This is a genomic window from Pseudomonas sp. TH10, from assembly GCF_016651255.1.
Taxonomy (GTDB): domain Bacteria; phylum Pseudomonadota; class Gammaproteobacteria; order Pseudomonadales; family Pseudomonadaceae; genus Aquipseudomonas.
On the sequence record NZ_JAEKEG010000110.1, the window covers coordinates 1 to 14,025 of the forward strand.

Annotated in this window: 16 protein-coding genes and 1 pseudogene; 3 read left to right on the forward strand and 14 right to left on the reverse strand. The window is 62.6% G+C overall.

Translation table 11 applies throughout. From position 1 onward, the window contains the following. The 3 genes from JFT80_RS17180 to JFT80_RS17190 form a co-directional block, all read left to right on the forward strand. Window positions 1-188, forward strand: a 188-nt coding sequence (locus JFT80_RS17180) for a hypothetical protein (protein ID WP_201148666.1), incomplete at its 5' end; no start/stop codon positions are given. A 273-nt stretch (window positions 189-461) separates the two neighbouring features. Further along, window positions 462-944: a hypothetical protein gene (locus JFT80_RS17185; RefSeq protein ID WP_201148667.1), complete on the forward strand. Its 483-nt coding sequence runs from the start codon at window positions 462-464 to the stop codon at window positions 942-944. A gap of 146 nt (window positions 945-1,090) precedes the next feature. Further along, window positions 1,091-2,362 carry an OmpP1/FadL family transporter gene (locus JFT80_RS17190; protein WP_201148668.1) on the forward strand — a complete coding sequence of 424 codons (1,272 nt, stop codon included), beginning with the start codon at window positions 1,091-1,093 and terminating at the stop codon, window positions 2,360-2,362. Between the two features lie 77 nt (window positions 2,363-2,439). Here JFT80_RS17190 and JFT80_RS17195 read toward each other — a convergent pair whose 3' ends face one another. The 14 genes and pseudogenes from JFT80_RS17195 to cobO form a co-directional block, all read right to left on the reverse strand. Beyond that, the gene (locus JFT80_RS17195; protein WP_122838010.1) at window positions 2,440-2,991 is read right to left on the reverse strand and encodes a glutathione peroxidase; all 552 of its coding nucleotides are present in this window, start codon (window positions 2,989-2,991) and stop codon (window positions 2,440-2,442) included. Between the two features lie 83 nt (window positions 2,992-3,074). Then, window positions 3,075-3,197, reverse strand: coding sequence for a hypothetical protein (locus JFT80_RS24885; RefSeq protein ID WP_263868409.1), 123 nt, complete (start codon window positions 3,195-3,197; stop codon window positions 3,075-3,077). Further along, on the reverse strand, window positions 3,194-4,402 hold the full coding sequence (locus JFT80_RS17200; protein ID WP_201148669.1) for an MFS transporter: 1,209 nt from the start codon (window positions 4,400-4,402) through the stop codon (window positions 3,194-3,196). The genes JFT80_RS24885 and JFT80_RS17200 overlap by 4 nt, the downstream gene beginning before the upstream one ends. A 52-nt stretch (window positions 4,403-4,454) precedes the next feature. Beyond that, window positions 4,455-4,859: a MarR family winged helix-turn-helix transcriptional regulator gene (locus JFT80_RS17205; RefSeq protein ID WP_201148670.1), complete on the reverse strand. Its 405-nt coding sequence runs from the start codon at window positions 4,857-4,859 to the stop codon at window positions 4,455-4,457. Between the two features lie 157 nt (window positions 4,860-5,016). Further along, complete coding sequence (locus tag JFT80_RS17210; protein WP_201148671.1) at window positions 5,017-5,748, reverse strand: adenosylcobinamide-GDP ribazoletransferase; 732 nt, start codon at window positions 5,746-5,748, stop codon at window positions 5,017-5,019. A gap of 2 nt (window positions 5,749-5,750) precedes the next feature. Next, window positions 5,751-6,325, reverse strand: a pseudogene (cobC, locus tag JFT80_RS17215) (alpha-ribazole phosphatase family protein). Continuing rightward, window positions 6,322-7,377, reverse strand: a complete 1,056-nt coding sequence (cobT, locus tag JFT80_RS17220; protein ID WP_201148672.1) for a nicotinate-nucleotide--dimethylbenzimidazole phosphoribosyltransferase — start codon at window positions 7,375-7,377, stop codon at window positions 6,322-6,324. The pseudogene cobC and the gene cobT overlap by 4 nt, the downstream one beginning before the upstream one ends. Next, a complete protein-coding gene (gene cobU, locus JFT80_RS17225; RefSeq protein ID WP_201148673.1) occupies window positions 7,374-7,895 on the reverse strand; it encodes a bifunctional adenosylcobinamide kinase/adenosylcobinamide-phosphate guanylyltransferase in 522 nt (173 codons plus the stop codon). Before cobU ends, cobT begins: the two co-directional genes overlap by 4 nt. A gap of 39 nt (window positions 7,896-7,934) precedes the next feature. Further along, the gene (locus JFT80_RS17230) at window positions 7,935-9,386 is read right to left on the reverse strand and encodes a cobyric acid synthase (RefSeq protein WP_201148674.1); all 1,452 of its coding nucleotides are present in this window, start codon (window positions 9,384-9,386) and stop codon (window positions 7,935-7,937) included. Next, window positions 9,383-10,375, reverse strand: a complete 993-nt coding sequence (gene cobD / locus JFT80_RS17235) for a threonine-phosphate decarboxylase CobD (RefSeq protein WP_201148675.1) — start codon at window positions 10,373-10,375, stop codon at window positions 9,383-9,385. Before cobD ends, JFT80_RS17230 begins: the two co-directional genes overlap by 4 nt. After that, window positions 10,368-11,276 (reverse strand): adenosylcobinamide-phosphate synthase CbiB, encoded by a 909-nt coding sequence (gene cbiB, locus JFT80_RS17240; protein WP_201148676.1) that lies wholly within the window; start codon window positions 11,274-11,276, stop codon window positions 10,368-10,370. The genes cobD and cbiB overlap by 8 nt, the downstream gene beginning before the upstream one ends. After that, window positions 11,273-11,923, reverse strand: coding sequence for a 5,6-dimethylbenzimidazole synthase (gene bluB, locus JFT80_RS17245; RefSeq protein WP_201148677.1), 651 nt, complete (start codon window positions 11,921-11,923; stop codon window positions 11,273-11,275). The genes cbiB and bluB overlap by 4 nt, the downstream gene beginning before the upstream one ends. Next, entirely contained in the window at window positions 11,920-13,248 is a 1,329-nt protein-coding gene (locus tag JFT80_RS17250) for a cobyrinate a,c-diamide synthase (protein WP_201148678.1), read from the reverse strand. The genes bluB and JFT80_RS17250 overlap by 4 nt, the downstream gene beginning before the upstream one ends. Further along, on the reverse strand, window positions 13,245-13,856 hold the full coding sequence (gene cobO / locus JFT80_RS17255) for a cob(I)yrinic acid a,c-diamide adenosyltransferase (protein ID WP_003223053.1): 612 nt from the start codon (window positions 13,854-13,856) through the stop codon (window positions 13,245-13,247). Before cobO ends, JFT80_RS17250 begins: the two co-directional genes overlap by 4 nt. Window positions 13,857-14,025 lie beyond the last annotated feature (169 nt).

The following is a 14,025-nucleotide window of genomic DNA, read 5'->3' on the forward strand; positions in this document are numbered from 1 at the left end:
CCCTAACCAACGCTTTTGCACCAATGAACTGCCTGATCATGGCCGCTCGCAAAGGCTGCTTCAGCTTCACTCTGGTTAACGAACACGGCATCGCTCGTCACAGCGAACGTCTGTACCCAGATCAATACTCCAGCGCTGAACCGCTGCAGGCCGTGATCGACCGTACACGTCAGGCACTGGTTGCCTGAAAGCCGAAAAGGCTGCAAAAGCAAAAGCCCCGCACAAAATGCGGGGCTTTTTATTGCCCGATGTTTCACTTTTGGCCGCTGGCGCTTAAGCACCAACGGATATAACGGTTATAACTCGGAGCCGGAAATATTTTAAAAACAGGCCTTTACGTCGCGAATATGACACTACACTTCAACTCAAGCGGCGTGATCCGCTTGCGGCGAGCCTGAACCGATCCACTGCTGCCAAGCCCCCTTCAGGTCTCGCCATTAATAACAAGAACCGAGGGTTTTATGGGTATCGCTGCCAGCGAACTGTGCCGCTACGTGATCCGTCCCACGCTGATCTACCTGGGACGCCACAGCGCGACTGCCGAATCTCTGCTGCTGGGCATCGCCGCCAGCCAATCTGCTCTCGGCTCTGCCCTGCATGACCGCCGGGGCCACGGCCTGTACCGCATTGCCGAACCGCGCCACCAGGCGCTCTGGGATCATTACCTGGCCCTGGACCCGGAGCGCGCCAGCCTGGTGCGCGGCCTGGCGAGCCAGCATGCGTTCCTCAGCAGCCCGCATCTGGAATTGACCGTCAACCTGCGTTACGCCACCGCCATCGCCTGGCTGCTGGTCGAAGAGCAAAACCCCACCCTCCCCGACTCAAACGATTTGCTGGGAATGGCGCGTATCTGGCGCCAGACCTTTCAACCCCAAGGTCGTCTGCGCGACTTCACTTACGCCTGGCAAACCTGTGTTTCAACATTGAATCAGGTCGCTTGCTGACCGACTGGTTTCAGAAGATCTGCCAACAGGTCGCGATTCTGGTCGGATTGTCCTACAAAACCGCTCTAACTCAAGGCATACGGCCTATAGCGCTGGGACGAAAATGTTGGTAATTTTCGCCCCGGTGATCACCAGGAGTTCTAATAATGAAAAAAGTAATGCTCAAAACCACCCTTAGCCTCGCCGTTACCTTGGCATCCACCCAGATCTTTGCAGCTGGCTTTGCCATCAACGAACAAAGTATCAGCGGGATGGGTACAGGTTTTGCCGGGCGATCTTCCTCTGCCGATGACGCAAGCACCATTTTTGGCAACCCTGCCGGCATGTCGCGCATCAAGCGCGAACAAGTCACCGGCGGTGCTGCAATGCTCGACGCACATACAGATATCAGCCACGCCAGCTCCAGCCCGAACGGCGGCACCAACCACGGTGATATGGTCCCTTTCATCGCCGTACCGATGGGCTATTACGTCAAGCCGATCGATGACAAGTGGGCAGTGGGCGTAGGCGTCTATGCACCCTTCGGCCTGGTGACCGACTACGAGAGCAACTTCGGCGGCCGCTACTTCGGCAGCAAGAGCGACGTTAAAGTCGTGACCCTGCAACCGACCGTCAGCTACGCCTTCAATGACAAGGTGTCGATCGGCTTCGGCCCGACCATCAACCGCATCGACGGCAAACTGGAATCGAACCTGTCGATCACCCAGGCCGCCGGCGATGGCGAAGTCAAGATCAAGGGTGACGACACCGCGCTGGGATACAACATCGGCGTGCTGGTACAAGCCACCGACAGCACCCGCCTGGGCCTGACATACCACTCGAAAGTCGACTACAAGCTCGAAGGCAACACCAAGGTCAACTACAACGTCCTGGGCCTGATCGGCCAGAACCCGAGCCAGAAGTACGACGCATCCCTGGACCTGACGACGCCTGAGTCGGTCGACTTCTCGGTGACCCATCAGCTTGATGACCAGTGGACCCTGTACGCCGGCAGCACCTGGACCCGCTGGAGCCGCCTGAAAGAAATCACCGTGGAAAACAGTGGTGTACCCGGGGTGCTCAATGGCCAATTCGGCAGCATCACTGAAGACCAGAACTGGCACGACACCTGGGCTCACGCCATCGGCGCGTCCTACCAGCTGAACAAGCAATGGGTACTGCGTACCGGCCTGTCCTTCGACCAGGCGCCGACCAACAACGTCGACCGCTCCCCACGCATTCCGACTGGCGATCGCAAGATTTTCAGCCTGGGCGCCGGCTGGAGCCCGACCGACGACCTGACCATCGACGTGGCGTATTCGTACCTGCGCGAAGAAGCAGTCAAGGTCAACAACAGCAACGACCGTGGCCAGAGCTACAACGCCAAGTATGAAAACTGGGCGAATGGTTTCGGTGTAGGCGCGACCTACCGCTTCTGATGAGAGACGCCTTGCGCGCCTGAATCAAAAAAGCCCCGCTCTGTGTGACAGAAGCGGGGCTTTTTAATGGGCGTCGATCAGGGTTGCGAGGCGATGGCCTTCTCGACAGCAGCGATAAACTCGGGGTCGTCGGGCTTGGTCAGGCTGGAGAAATTGGCGATCACCTTGCCCTGGCGATCGACCACGTATTTGTAGAAATTCCATTTCGGCGCGCCAGTCTGTTCGGCAAGCACCTTGAACAGGTGAGTCGCGTCGTCACCCCGCACTTTCTGCGGCTCGGTCATGGTGAACGTCACACCGTAATTGACGTAGCAGACCTTGGCGGTCTCGGCGTCGTCCTTGGACTCCTGCTTGAAGTCGTTGGAGGGCACGCCGATCACCTCCAGGCCCTGCGCCTTGTAGCGCTGATTGAGCGCTTCAAGGCTCTTGAACTGCGGGGCGAACCCACAGAAGCTGGCGGTATTGACCACCACCAGCGGCTTGCCAGCAAAGCGCTGGCACAAATCGATCGATTCCTTGGCGCGCAACTTCGGTAGCGAGCCCTGTAGCAGTTCCGGGCATTCGGCTGCCTGGGCCAGTCCAGAAAACGCAATCAGTAACGCGGGAACGGCTAACCAGCGCGTCAACATATCCGTGCATCCTTGAGAAGGTCGTCAGAGCGAAGTTACTCGCGCGCACCTCTTTCTAGCAAGCACCAGTCAGGCAAACAGCTCTAACAAACGCCCATGCCCAACTGCATCAATGCCAGCCCGCCCTGGTGCCAGCCCCACCACGCCAGGGCCAGCAGCAAGGCACCAGCCGCCGCCAGGGCAATACGCGACCAAAGACGGCTCACGACGCACTCAACTGCGTCTGCAACCGCGCCACGGGCCGCTCGCGCACCGGCCAGTTAAGGGCCGCCGCCAACAGGCTGAGGAGAATCGCCACTTGCCAGATCAAGTCATAGCTCCCGGTCCGGTCATACACCACCCCGCCCAGCCAGCCGCCCAGAAAAGAGCCAAGCTGATGGAACAGGAACACGATGCCACCAAGCATGGACAGGTTGCGCACGCCGAACAAGGTCGCCACCGTACCGTTGGTCAACGGCACCGTCGACAACCACAGGAAGCCCATGGCCATGCCGAACAGATACGCGGTGGTGGTGGTGACGGGCGCCCACAGGAACAACCCGATGACCACCGCGCGCAGCAGGTACAACCCGGTCAGCAAGCGTGGTTTCGACATGCGCCCACCGAGCCAGCCGGCGGTGTAGGTGCCAAAGATATTGAACAGCCCGATCAGCGCCAGAACGGTGGTGCCGACAGTTGCCGGCAGATGCTGATCGACCAGATAGGCCGGCAAATGCACACCGATAAACACCACCTGAAAACCACAGACGAAAAAACCGAACGCCAACAGCCAGAACCCCGAATGCGAACATGCCTCACGCAGGGCTTCGGACAGCGTCTGTTCATGGCCGGCCAGCGGCAGCGGCTTGTCTTTGAGCATGCTCACCAACGGCACGATCATCGCCACCAGCAGGCCCAGCACCAGCAACGCTGCTGACCAGCCGAGCCAGCCAATCAACCCCAGGGTGCCCGGTAACATGGCGAATTGGCCGAAGGAGCCGGCAGCGCTGGCAATGCCCATGCCCATGCTGCGTTTCTCCGGCGGCACGGCGCGCCCGACCACGCCGAGGATTACTGAAAACGACGTGCCTGACAGGCCGATACCGATCAGCAGGCCGGCACTCAAGGATAAGGTCACTGCCGAATCGGAAAGGCCCATGCACACCAGCCCCGCGGCGTATAGCACCCCGCCGATCAGCACCACCTTGGCCGCGCCAAAACGATCCGCCAGGGCGCCGGTGAAGGGTTGCGCCAGGCCCCAGATCAGATTCTGCAGGGCGATGGCAAAGGCAAAGGTTTCGCGGCCCCAGCCAAACTCGGCACTCATCGGCGCCAGGAACAGACCAAAGCCATGGCGAACGCCCAGCGACAACGCAAGAATCAGCGCACTGCCCAGCAACACCCAACCGCACGTACGCCACATCGATGTCATTATTATTCTCCGATAGCGGGTATATACCCGCTTATGATCGAACGCGCCGGCTTCACGCCAGTTCGTCCAGCAGTTTGAGCAAGGTTTCGCGTTTTTCCGCCCCCAGGCGATCAACCAGCCGCTGTTGCGCAGCCTCCCAGGCAGGCAAGGCCGCCGCCAGGCGTTGCGCACCGGTTTCGGTGAGCCGGACGATGCGGTTGCGCATGTCTGCACCCTCCGCCAGCGCCACCAACCCTTCACCCTCCAGCACGCGCACATTGCGTCCCAGGGTGCTGCGATCCAGGCCCATGGCCTCGGCGAGTTCGGAGATGCTCGGTTGATCCAGACGTTGCAGGTTGCACAGCAGAGAATACTGGGCAACGTTGATCCCGAAGCCATCGAGAGCGCCGTCGTAATGCCTGCTGACGCCACGCGCGGCGCGACGCAGGTTGGTGCACAAACACTGAGAAGAAAGCATGATGCGTGTATATACCCGCGAGTGAGATTAATCAAGTTTTCTGCAGCAACCGCAGGAGCAAAGCTTGCTCGCGATGGGGATGTGACATTCAGCAGCCATGTCGCCTGGTAGCACGCGATCGCGAGCAAGCTTTGCTCCCACAGGCAATCATGTCTAATCAGACCAACACCAACCCAACCAACACCCCAACCTCCAGCAACTCCAGCAGCGCCCCCGCCGTATCCCCGGTGGTCCCACCCAATCGCCGCAGCATCACCTGCCGCAGCCAGGCAAACGCCAACCCGGCCATGATCAGCGCAAACACCCCATTGAGCCCCGCCAGTAGCACACAGGCCAATGCACTGAGTGCCAGCACCCGCTTGCCCGCCGAGCGCGGCAGATGATCAGCCAGCGCCTGCCCCAGCCCGCCGGCACGCGCATAAGGCGTGGTCAGAAACAGCCCCAGCAAGGCAGCGCGCCCAATCAGCGGGACTACCAGCAAATAAACCCCATGGTGCTGATCGATCAACGCCAGCAACGCGGCAAATTTAAGCAGCAATACCAGCACCAGCGTAACCACTGCGATCGGTCCGCTGCGCGGGTCCTTCATGATGGTCAGGGTGCGTTCACGGTCGCCAAAACCGCCAAGCCACGCATCAGCGCTGTCGGCCAGGCCATCGAGGTGCAAGCCGCCGCTCAACAGCACCCAGGCCGTCAGCAACAGTGCAGCGTGCAGCATTAAAGGGCTGCCATTGAGGAGGCCGTTCAGCCCCCACAAAATTACGCCAAACAGCAACCCCACCAGCGGATAAAACAGCAGTGAGCGCCCGAGCTCCTGAGGTGTCGGCATGCCCGGGAGGCGTACCGGCAGGCTGCTGAGGAATTGCAGGGCGATCCAGAATGGCAGCATGCTCAGTTCGCTTCCCGCAACAGTCCAGCGGATTCAACGGCCAGGGCAAACATCGTACCGTGGCCGACTTCGACATTCAGCAGTTGCTCACGGGGCAACCCCGGGCCCGCGCCAGCAGCAGGCGCATCACTCCGCCGTGACTGACCAGCAAGACCCGCTCCCCGGCATATGTGGCGCGCAAACGCTCGACGGCGCCCAGCACCCGCGCGGAGAAATCCTCGACCGGCTCGCCCTGAGGCGGGGTGAACGAATACGGATCGGCCCAGAACAAGCCCAGGCCCTCGGCGTCGGTTTCCATCAGCGCCGCAGCGCTCTGCCCTTCCCAGGCGCCGAAATGCAGCTCCTGCAGAGCCTTGTCCTGATGCACCGGCACGCCCAGTTGCGCGCCGAGCTCCTCTGCAAACCGCGCGCAGCGTTGCAAGGGTGAGCTGACCAGGCGATCCCAAGGCCCCTGATCCGCCACCGCGGCACGCATCTGTGCCCAACCGGAGTCGGTGAGCGCGTCGTCGATGCTGCCGCGCAGGCCGCCGCCCAGTTCGGTTTCACCGTGGCGCAACACGTCCAGGCGCAGGGTCATGCCGGGCGGTCCGCGACGGCGGCTTCGGCAAAGGTCGCCATCTGCCCGTGAAGGTCACAGGCCAGGCGCAGCAAGGGCACGGCCAGCGCGGCACCACTGCCTTCGCCCAGGCGCAGGCCGAGCGCCAGCAAGGGTTCGGCGTCGAGCGTCTCGAGCACCTGCCGATGCCCCGGCTCGGCGCCACAATGCCCAAACAGCAGCCATTGCCGGCACGCCGGATTCAGCCGCACGGCCACCAGCGCGGCAACGCTGCAGATAAAGCCGTCCACCAGCACCGCCACCCCTTCCTGGGCACAGGCCAGATAGGCGCCCACCAGTGCGGCAATCTCGAAACCGCCGAGGTTGAACAGCGTCTGCAACGGATCGCCACGCTGGGCACTGTGCAGTGCCAGCGCGCGCTCGATGACCTGGGCTTTATGGCTGACGCCTGCGGCGTTCAGTCCGGTGCCAGGCCCGGTCATTTGCACTACCGGGCAATCGAGTAATGCACAGGCCAGGGCGCTGGCGGCGGTGGTGTTGCCAATGCCCATTTCGCCGCCGATAAACAGCTGGGCGCCGCCAGCTATGGCACGGTGGACGCTGTCGCGGCCCGCCTGCAAAGCCAGCGCGCCCTGCGCTGCAGTCATCGCCGCAGTCACGGCGAAATTCGCCGTGCCCGGGCCGATGTTCAGGTGCCGCACGCCTGTGAGCTCGAGGCCCGGGTTGACGGTACCGAGATCGACCACTTCCAGGGCCGCACCCAGTTGCCGTGCCAGCACGCTGATTGCCGCGCCGCCGCTGACGAAGTTGTGCAGCATCTGCCCGGTCACTTCCTGGGGATACGCAGAGACGCCTTCGGCAACGACGCCATGGTCGCCGGCAAAAATGCCGATCCACACCTGATCAAGCGTCGGCTTCAGTTGACCCTGCAACCCGGCCAGTTGCACCGCCACAGACTCGAGCCGCCCCAGCGAACCCGCGGGCTTGGTCAGCTGCTGTTGGCGAGCCTCAGCCTGTTCGACGGCGTGAGTGTCTATGGGTTTGCACGGGTTGAGCCACCAGGCTTGGGTCATAACGCGGTTCCTTTGAGAGTCAGGGGCAGGCCGGCCACGGTGAGGACGACTCGCTGGCAGCGCTCGGCCAGCGCCTGATGCAGCCAGCCGGCCTCATCGACGTAGCGCCGGGTCAACTCGCCCAGCGGTACGACGCCCATGCCGGTCTCGTTGCTGACGAAAATGATTTCACCCGGCAAAGTCGCCAGGCAGTCGAGTAAAGCGTCGCGTTCGACCGACAGGCGTTCGGCGTTGTCCAGCATCAGCAGATTGGTGAGCCACAGGGTCAGGCAATCCACCAGCAGGCAGCGATCGGCGCGGGCGTTTTCGCGCAGTACGCGGGCCAGTTCCAACGGTTCTTCGATCAATGCCCATTCGGCCGGCCGCCGCGCACGATGGTGGGCGACCCGTTCGCTCATTTCGCCGTCCAGCGGCTGGCTGGTGGCTATATAGGTGACAGCCAGTTCACTGTCAGTGGCGAGCCGTTCGGCCAGGCGGCTTTTGCCGGAGCGGGCGCCGCCGAGGATCAGTTGCAGCATGGTGGGTTCCTTGAAATCTTCGGTGGGGCGATAGGGCACTCAGATACCACACAGTTCACGCAACAGCCTGGTATCGAGGTGCTGCTCCACCAGATCCGCCAACCGCTCGATATCCCGCTCTCGCAGCCCGTGATAGTCCACCTCCTGCACATCCTGCAAACCGGCCCAGCGCAGCAGCGCACTGCAGGCCGCTGGCGACTCGAACAAACCGTGCAGGTATGTGCCGAAAATCTGCCCGTCGGCGCTCTGCGCGCCATCACAGCGGCCATCGTCCAGCAGCACTGCCGAATTCTCCAGCGCAGGGCCGGTGGTCACGCCCGCATGGATTTCGTAGCCGCTGACCGGCGCATCTTCCAGTGCCAGGCGACCACGCACATTGCGCAGTTGCTTCTCCTGTTCCAGCCGGGTTTCAAAGGCCAGCAGGCCCAGCCCTGCGCTGGAACCGGGCGCCCCTTCCAGACCCAGCGGATCATGCACCTGCGCACCGAGCATCTGCAGGCCGCCGCAGATGCCCAACAGCTTGCCCCCGTAACGCAGGTGACGGTCAATCGCCACGTCCCAGCCATTGGCGCGCAGATACGCCAGGTCACTGCGCACGCTTTTCGAGCCGGGCAGGATGATCAAATCCGCCGCAGGAATCGCCTGCCCCGGACCAACGAATTGCAGATCGACCTGCGGATGTAATCGCAACGGGTCGAAATCGGTGTGGTTGCTGATGCGCGGCAGGACCGGCACCACCACCTTGAGCACCTGGTCCGCCTTGTCGGCCTGGCGTTGATCGATGCCATCCTCGGCTTCCAGGTGCAGGTCCATCACGTACGGCAGTACGCCGATCACCGGTTTGCCAGTGCGCGCTTCCAGCCAGTCCAGGCCAGGTTGCAACAAGGCGATGTCACCGCGAAAACGGTTAATGATGAAGCCTTTGACCCGTGCCTGCTCACTTGGCGATAGCAGTTCCAGGGTGCCGACCAAGTGCGCGAAAACCCCACCGCGATTGATGTCGGCAATCAGCAGCACCGGGCAATCGACTGCTTCGGCAAAGCCCATGTTGGCGATGTCGCCGGCACGCAGATTGATTTCCGCTGGCGAGCCTGCGCCTTCGACCATCACCAGCGGATACGCCGCGCTGAGGCGCTCGTGCGAGGCGAGCACCGCTTTCATCGCGATGGCTTTGTAGTCGTGATAGGCGACGGCGTTCATGCTGGTGACCGCGCGACCATGGATGATCACCTGCGCGCCGGTGTCGCTGTTGGGTTTGAGCAGCACCGGATTCATGTCGGTGTGAGGCTCGAGATTCGCGGCCTGGGCCTGCACCGCCTGCGCACGGCCGATCTCGCCGCCGTCGGCGGTCACTGCGCTGTTGAGCGCCATGTTCTGCGGCTTGAACGGCACCACCGCTACACCCTGGCGCACCACCCAACGACACAGCGCGGTCACCAAGGTGCTCTTGCCGGCGTCGGACGTCGTGCCCTGCACCATCAACGTAGTCATTGTGCTTCCTCGACGAAGGCTTCAAGGGCTGACACCAGGCGTGCCCAGTCGGTTTCCTCGGCGGGCAGGCCAAAACGCAGGCTGCTGTTGTGGGTGAACAGGCGCAACAGGATGCCGCGCCGCGCCATGAACTCATACAGTGCTTCGGCGCGCTCGGTGATCAGCCACTGGAACAGCGCGCAGCCGCCCTGTGGTACGAAGCCGTAATGCTCGAGCAGCAGTGCCAGGCGTTTGCTGGCGGCCTCGGTGCGCAAACGTTGCCCGATGTGCCCTTGGGTATCCAGCAGACAGGCCTGCCCGAGTACCCGCGTCGGCCCGCTGACCGCCCACGGCCCGACCTGTTCGGCAAGCAGCCTGAGCAACTTGCGCTCGGCCAGCACAAACCCCAGACGAACCCCGGCCAGACCGAAAAATTTGCCGAACGAACGCAATACGATCAAGCCGACCTGATGCGCATGGGCTGCCAGGCTGAGTTGTGGTGAGTTGTCCATGAACGCTTCATCGACCACCAGCCAGCCACCGCGCTGCGCCAGTCGCGCATGCCAGTCGAGCAGGCGCGCCGGGGTCAGGCTCAGGCCGGTCGGATTGTTCGGATTGACCACCACCAGCACGTCGAGGCTGTCGAGAAAAAACTCGACTTCCTGCTCCATGACCTCACGCACGATGTAGCCGCTGCGGCGCCAGGCTTCGGCGTGCTCGGCGTAACAGGGTGACAGCACGCCGACCTTGCCGGCCCGGCGCAAACGCGGCAGCAGCTGGATTGCCATTTGCGAACCGGCCACTGGCAGCACCTGGGCAGCACCGTAGTAGTCGCAGGCAGCTTGTTCCAGACCATCGTCGGTTTCCGGCAAACGTGCCCAGGCGCGCAGCGGGATATCCGGAACCGGAAATGGCCACGGTGCCAGACCGCTGGACAGGTCAAGCCAATCGCTTTCGGCGATGCCGTATTGCTGCGCCGCTTTGCGCAAGCGGCCACCGTGCTCAAGCATAGAATTCAGCCCCCACGCAAAGAATCAGCAGCCACAACCATACCCCGCGCTGCACCAATTGCCAGCCGCGATCAATGGAATTGGCATCGGCTGGCGCGCCTTCGCCGAGTTGCGGACGCTCATGCAATTCGCCGTGATAGATCGCTGGGCCGCCAAGCTCAACACCGAGCGCACCGGCACCCGCCGCCATCACCGGACCTGCGTTGGGGCTGTCCCAGGTCGGCCCCTGGGTCCGCCAGCATTTGAGTGCCAGTCTGGTTTTACCCAGCAGCGCGTAGGTCAACGCCACCAGCCGCGCAGGAATGTAGTTGAGCACGTCGTCGATTTTTGCCGCTGCCCAGCCAAAACGTTCGAAACGTTCGTTGCGATAACCCCACATCGCGTCGAGCGTATTGCTCAAGCGATAGAGCACCACGCCCGGCGCACCGGCGACGACAAACCAGAACAGCGCGGCGAATACCGCGTCGCTGCCGTTCTCCAGCACCGATTCGGTGGCGGCGCGGGCGACTTCGGTTTTATCCAGTTCGCTGGTCTGACGGCTGACCAGATAACCGACGCGCTTGCGTGCTTCGTCCAGATCATCCGCGCGCAACGCACTGGCCACGGGTGCGACATGCTCACCGAGGCTGCGCATGCCGAGGGCGCAATACAGCGCGAGAATCTCGACGAGCCAACCGACATAAGGTGCCCAGGAAAATGCCGTCGCGAGCAGCGTCAACGGCAGCACCGCGATCACCCAGGCCGTGACGCCATGACTGCGCCAGCCTCGGCCGGCGGCATTGAAACGTTGCTCGATGCGCCCGGCAAAATTGCCGAACGCCACCAGCGGATGCCAGCGTTTCGGTTCACCCAGCAACGCATCCAGCGCAACTGCGGCGACAGTCAACAACGCCACACTCATTGACTCACTCCCCAATAATTGTCGTACAGCAACTCATTGAGCGGACGCGCCTGCGCCCACCCTTCGAGTACCAGCATCGGCGCCGGATAAAATTCCTTGACCGGGCCCAGACACAACACCGCCAGCGGCTTGGCCCCGGCCGGCAATTTCAACAGATCGGCCAGCGCCTGCGGCTCGAACAACGAGACCCAGCCCATGCCCAGTCCTTCGGCACGGGAGGCCAGCCAGAGGTTCTGAATCGCACAGGACAACGACGCCATGTCCATTTCCGGTAGCGTGCGGCGACCGAAGATGTGTTTTTCGCGATCGTCCATCAGCGCCGCCACCAGCACTTCGGCGCAGTCGTTGATGCCCTCGACCTTGAGCTTCATGAATTCATCGCTGTGCTCGCCCAGGGCTTCGGCGGTACGGACGCGTTCTTCTTCGACGAGGCTCTGGATCTGGCCGCGCAGGGTACGGTCGCTGATGCGGATAAAACGCCAGGGCTGCATCAGACCGACGCTCGGGGCCTGATGGGCGGCTTCGAGCAAACGGCGCAGCAATTCGGGCTCGACTGTGCCGCCAGTGAAGTGGCGCATGTCGCGGCGTTCGGCGATGGCTCTATAGACGGCTTGGCGTTCGGCCTGACTGAATGTGGCGTCGGTCATGGCCTTTTCGCGAGCAAGGCGCCCTCCCGGTCAGGCGCAAAGAGTGCCGCGACAGCCACAGGATTCGACGGGAAATAGAAGTGCACATAAGAAGCCGTCATCCGCCCTTCCCGATAAACCGCCTCAGCCCCGCGCCCGCCATTCGGGCTCAAGCCACGGGCAATCGGCGTCAGCTCAGTGGTGGTCAGCGAATGGTGATAGGTGTGGCCACGCAGAGAGCCTTCCGGCAGATCCACCGCTTGCAGCGCCAACGCCGCCAGACGCTTTTGCATCACCGCATCACCCGCCAGCAAACCGACCAGCTCGGCGCGAGTGCCTTCGACGTCGGTCAAGGAATCGAGCAGATACAACATGCCGCCACACTCGGCGAGTAACGGTTTGCCGGCCGCATGATGCGCACGGATCGCGTCGAGCATCGCGGTGTTTTGCGACAGCGCAATGTGATGCAACTCCGGGTAACCACCGGGCAGGTAAAGGCTGTCCGCCTCGGGCAACGCGGCATCACGAATCGGCGAGAAAAACCGCAACTCGGCGCCCATCGCCCGCAACAGCTCCAGGCTCGCACCATAGGTAAATGCAAAGGCCTCATCACGCGCCACGGCGATGCGCACGCCTGCGAGCAGCGGTTCTGCGACAACTACGTCAGGCGCGGCAAATTCCACAGCCGGTGGCAGCGCTACCTCGCAACTGCTGGCCAGCGCGTCGGCGGCCGCGTCGAGGCGCATATCAAGGTCATTCAGTTCGCTGGCCTGGACCAGACCAAGATGTCGACTCGGCAGTTCGATGCCGGTCTCGCGAGACAACGCGCCGTACCAGCGCAAACCTTCAGTGAGGCTGCCTTCAAGCAACTGCGCATGGCGCAAAGTGCCGACACGGTTGGCCAACACTCCGGCAAACGGCAGATCCGGCTGATACTTCGCCAGGCCCAGCGCCAACGCGCCAAAGGTCTGCGCCATGGCGGTGCCGTCGATCACCGCCAGCACCGGCACACCAAAATGTCGCGCCAGATCGGCACTGGAAGGCGTGCCGTCGAACAGCCCCATGACGCCTTCGATCAGGATCAGATCGGCCTCAGCGGCGGCTTCCCACAACAGACGACGACTTTCCTGCTCGCCGACCATCCACATGTCCAGTTGATAAACCGGCGCACCGCTGGCGCGCTCGAGAATCATCGGATCGAGAAAGTCCGGGCCGCATTTGAAAACGCGCACCTTGCGCCCCTGATTGCGATGCAAACGGGCGAGCGCGGCGGTGACGGTGGTCTTGCCCTGACCGGAGGCCGGCGCGGCAATGAGTACCGCCGGGCAACAGCGAGGCTGACTCACAACTCGACGCCTTTCTGCGCTTTGATGCCAGCCTGGAAGGCGTGTTTGAGCATGCCCATTTCGGTGACTGTGTCGCCCATTTCGATCATTTCCGGCTTGGCCGCGCGACCGGTGACGATCACGTGCTGCATCGGCGGACGTGCCTGCAAGTCGCTGAGCACCTGATCGAGATCGAGATAACCGTGTTTGAGGGCGATGTTCAATTCATCGAGCACCACCAGGCCGATCGATGGATCGCGCAGCAGTTCACGGGAGACGGCCCAAGCGGCTTCGGCGGCGGCGATGTCGCGTTGACGATCCTGGGTCTCCCAGGTGAAGCCTTCGCCCATGACGTGGAACCGTACCTGCTCCGGGAAGCGGCGGAAGAACAGCTCTTCGCCGGTGCTGTTGCGGCCCTTGATGAACTGCACCACGCCACACTGCATGCCGTGGCCCATGGCGCGGGCGAGCATGCCGAACGCCGAGCTGCTCTTGCCTTTGCCATTACCGGTCAGCACCAGCACCAGGCCGCACTCGTCGGGCGAGTTGGCGATGCGTTCGTCGATCACGGCTTTTTTGCGCTGCATACGCGCCAGATGGCGCTCGTCGCGCTCGGGGGAATCAGTCATGGGGGAGCTCTCCGTTGAGGCTGGATAACGGCGGGCAGGCACAAGAATAGACGGCAAAAAGCCTGGCATCGCCCACCGTGATGCCGCTGGATGGATCAGGCCGGTCTCCGGGCTCATGAGCGGCATTCGCCAGACTGCGCGCCTTCCCATCTCGATTGCTCGACACAGT

Excerpts from the sequence above, each read along its gene's own strand:
- JFT80_RS17190 (WP_201148668.1), top strand. The coding sequence starts at position 1,091 with ATGAAAAAAGTAATGCTCAAAACCACCCTTAGCCTCGCCGTTACCTTG.
- cobD (WP_201148675.1), bottom strand. The coding sequence starts at position 10,375 with ATGCTTGAGCACGGTGGCCGCTTGCGCAAAGCGGCGCAGCAATACGGC.
- cobO (WP_003223053.1), bottom strand. The coding sequence starts at position 13,856 with ATGACTGATTCCCCCGAGCGCGACGAGCGCCATCTGGCGCGTATGCAG.
- JFT80_RS17195 (WP_122838010.1), bottom strand. The coding sequence starts at position 2,991 with ATGTTGACGCGCTGGTTAGCCGTTCCCGCGTTACTGATTGCGTTTTCT.
- bluB (WP_201148677.1), bottom strand. The coding sequence starts at position 11,923 with ATGACCGACGCCACATTCAGTCAGGCCGAACGCCAAGCCGTCTATAGA.
- JFT80_RS17185 (WP_201148667.1), top strand. The coding sequence starts at position 462 with ATGGGTATCGCTGCCAGCGAACTGTGCCGCTACGTGATCCGTCCCACG.
- cobU (WP_201148673.1), bottom strand. The coding sequence starts at position 7,895 with ATGCTGCAACTGATCCTCGGCGGCGCCCGCTCCGGCAAAAGCCGCCTG.
- JFT80_RS17200 (WP_201148669.1), bottom strand. The coding sequence starts at position 4,402 with ATGACATCGATGTGGCGTACGTGCGGTTGGGTGTTGCTGGGCAGTGCG.
- JFT80_RS17210 (WP_201148671.1), bottom strand. The coding sequence starts at position 5,748 with ATGCTGCCATTCTGGATCGCCCTGCAATTCCTCAGCAGCCTGCCGGTA.
- JFT80_RS17205 (WP_201148670.1), bottom strand. The coding sequence starts at position 4,859 with ATGCTTTCTTCTCAGTGTTTGTGCACCAACCTGCGTCGCGCCGCGCGT.
- JFT80_RS17230 (WP_201148674.1), bottom strand. The coding sequence starts at position 9,386 with ATGACTACGTTGATGGTGCAGGGCACGACGTCCGACGCCGGCAAGAGC.
- cobT (WP_201148672.1), bottom strand. The coding sequence starts at position 7,377 with ATGACCCAAGCCTGGTGGCTCAACCCGTGCAAACCCATAGACACTCAC.
- cbiB (WP_201148676.1), bottom strand. The coding sequence starts at position 11,276 with ATGAGTGTGGCGTTGTTGACTGTCGCCGCAGTTGCGCTGGATGCGTTG.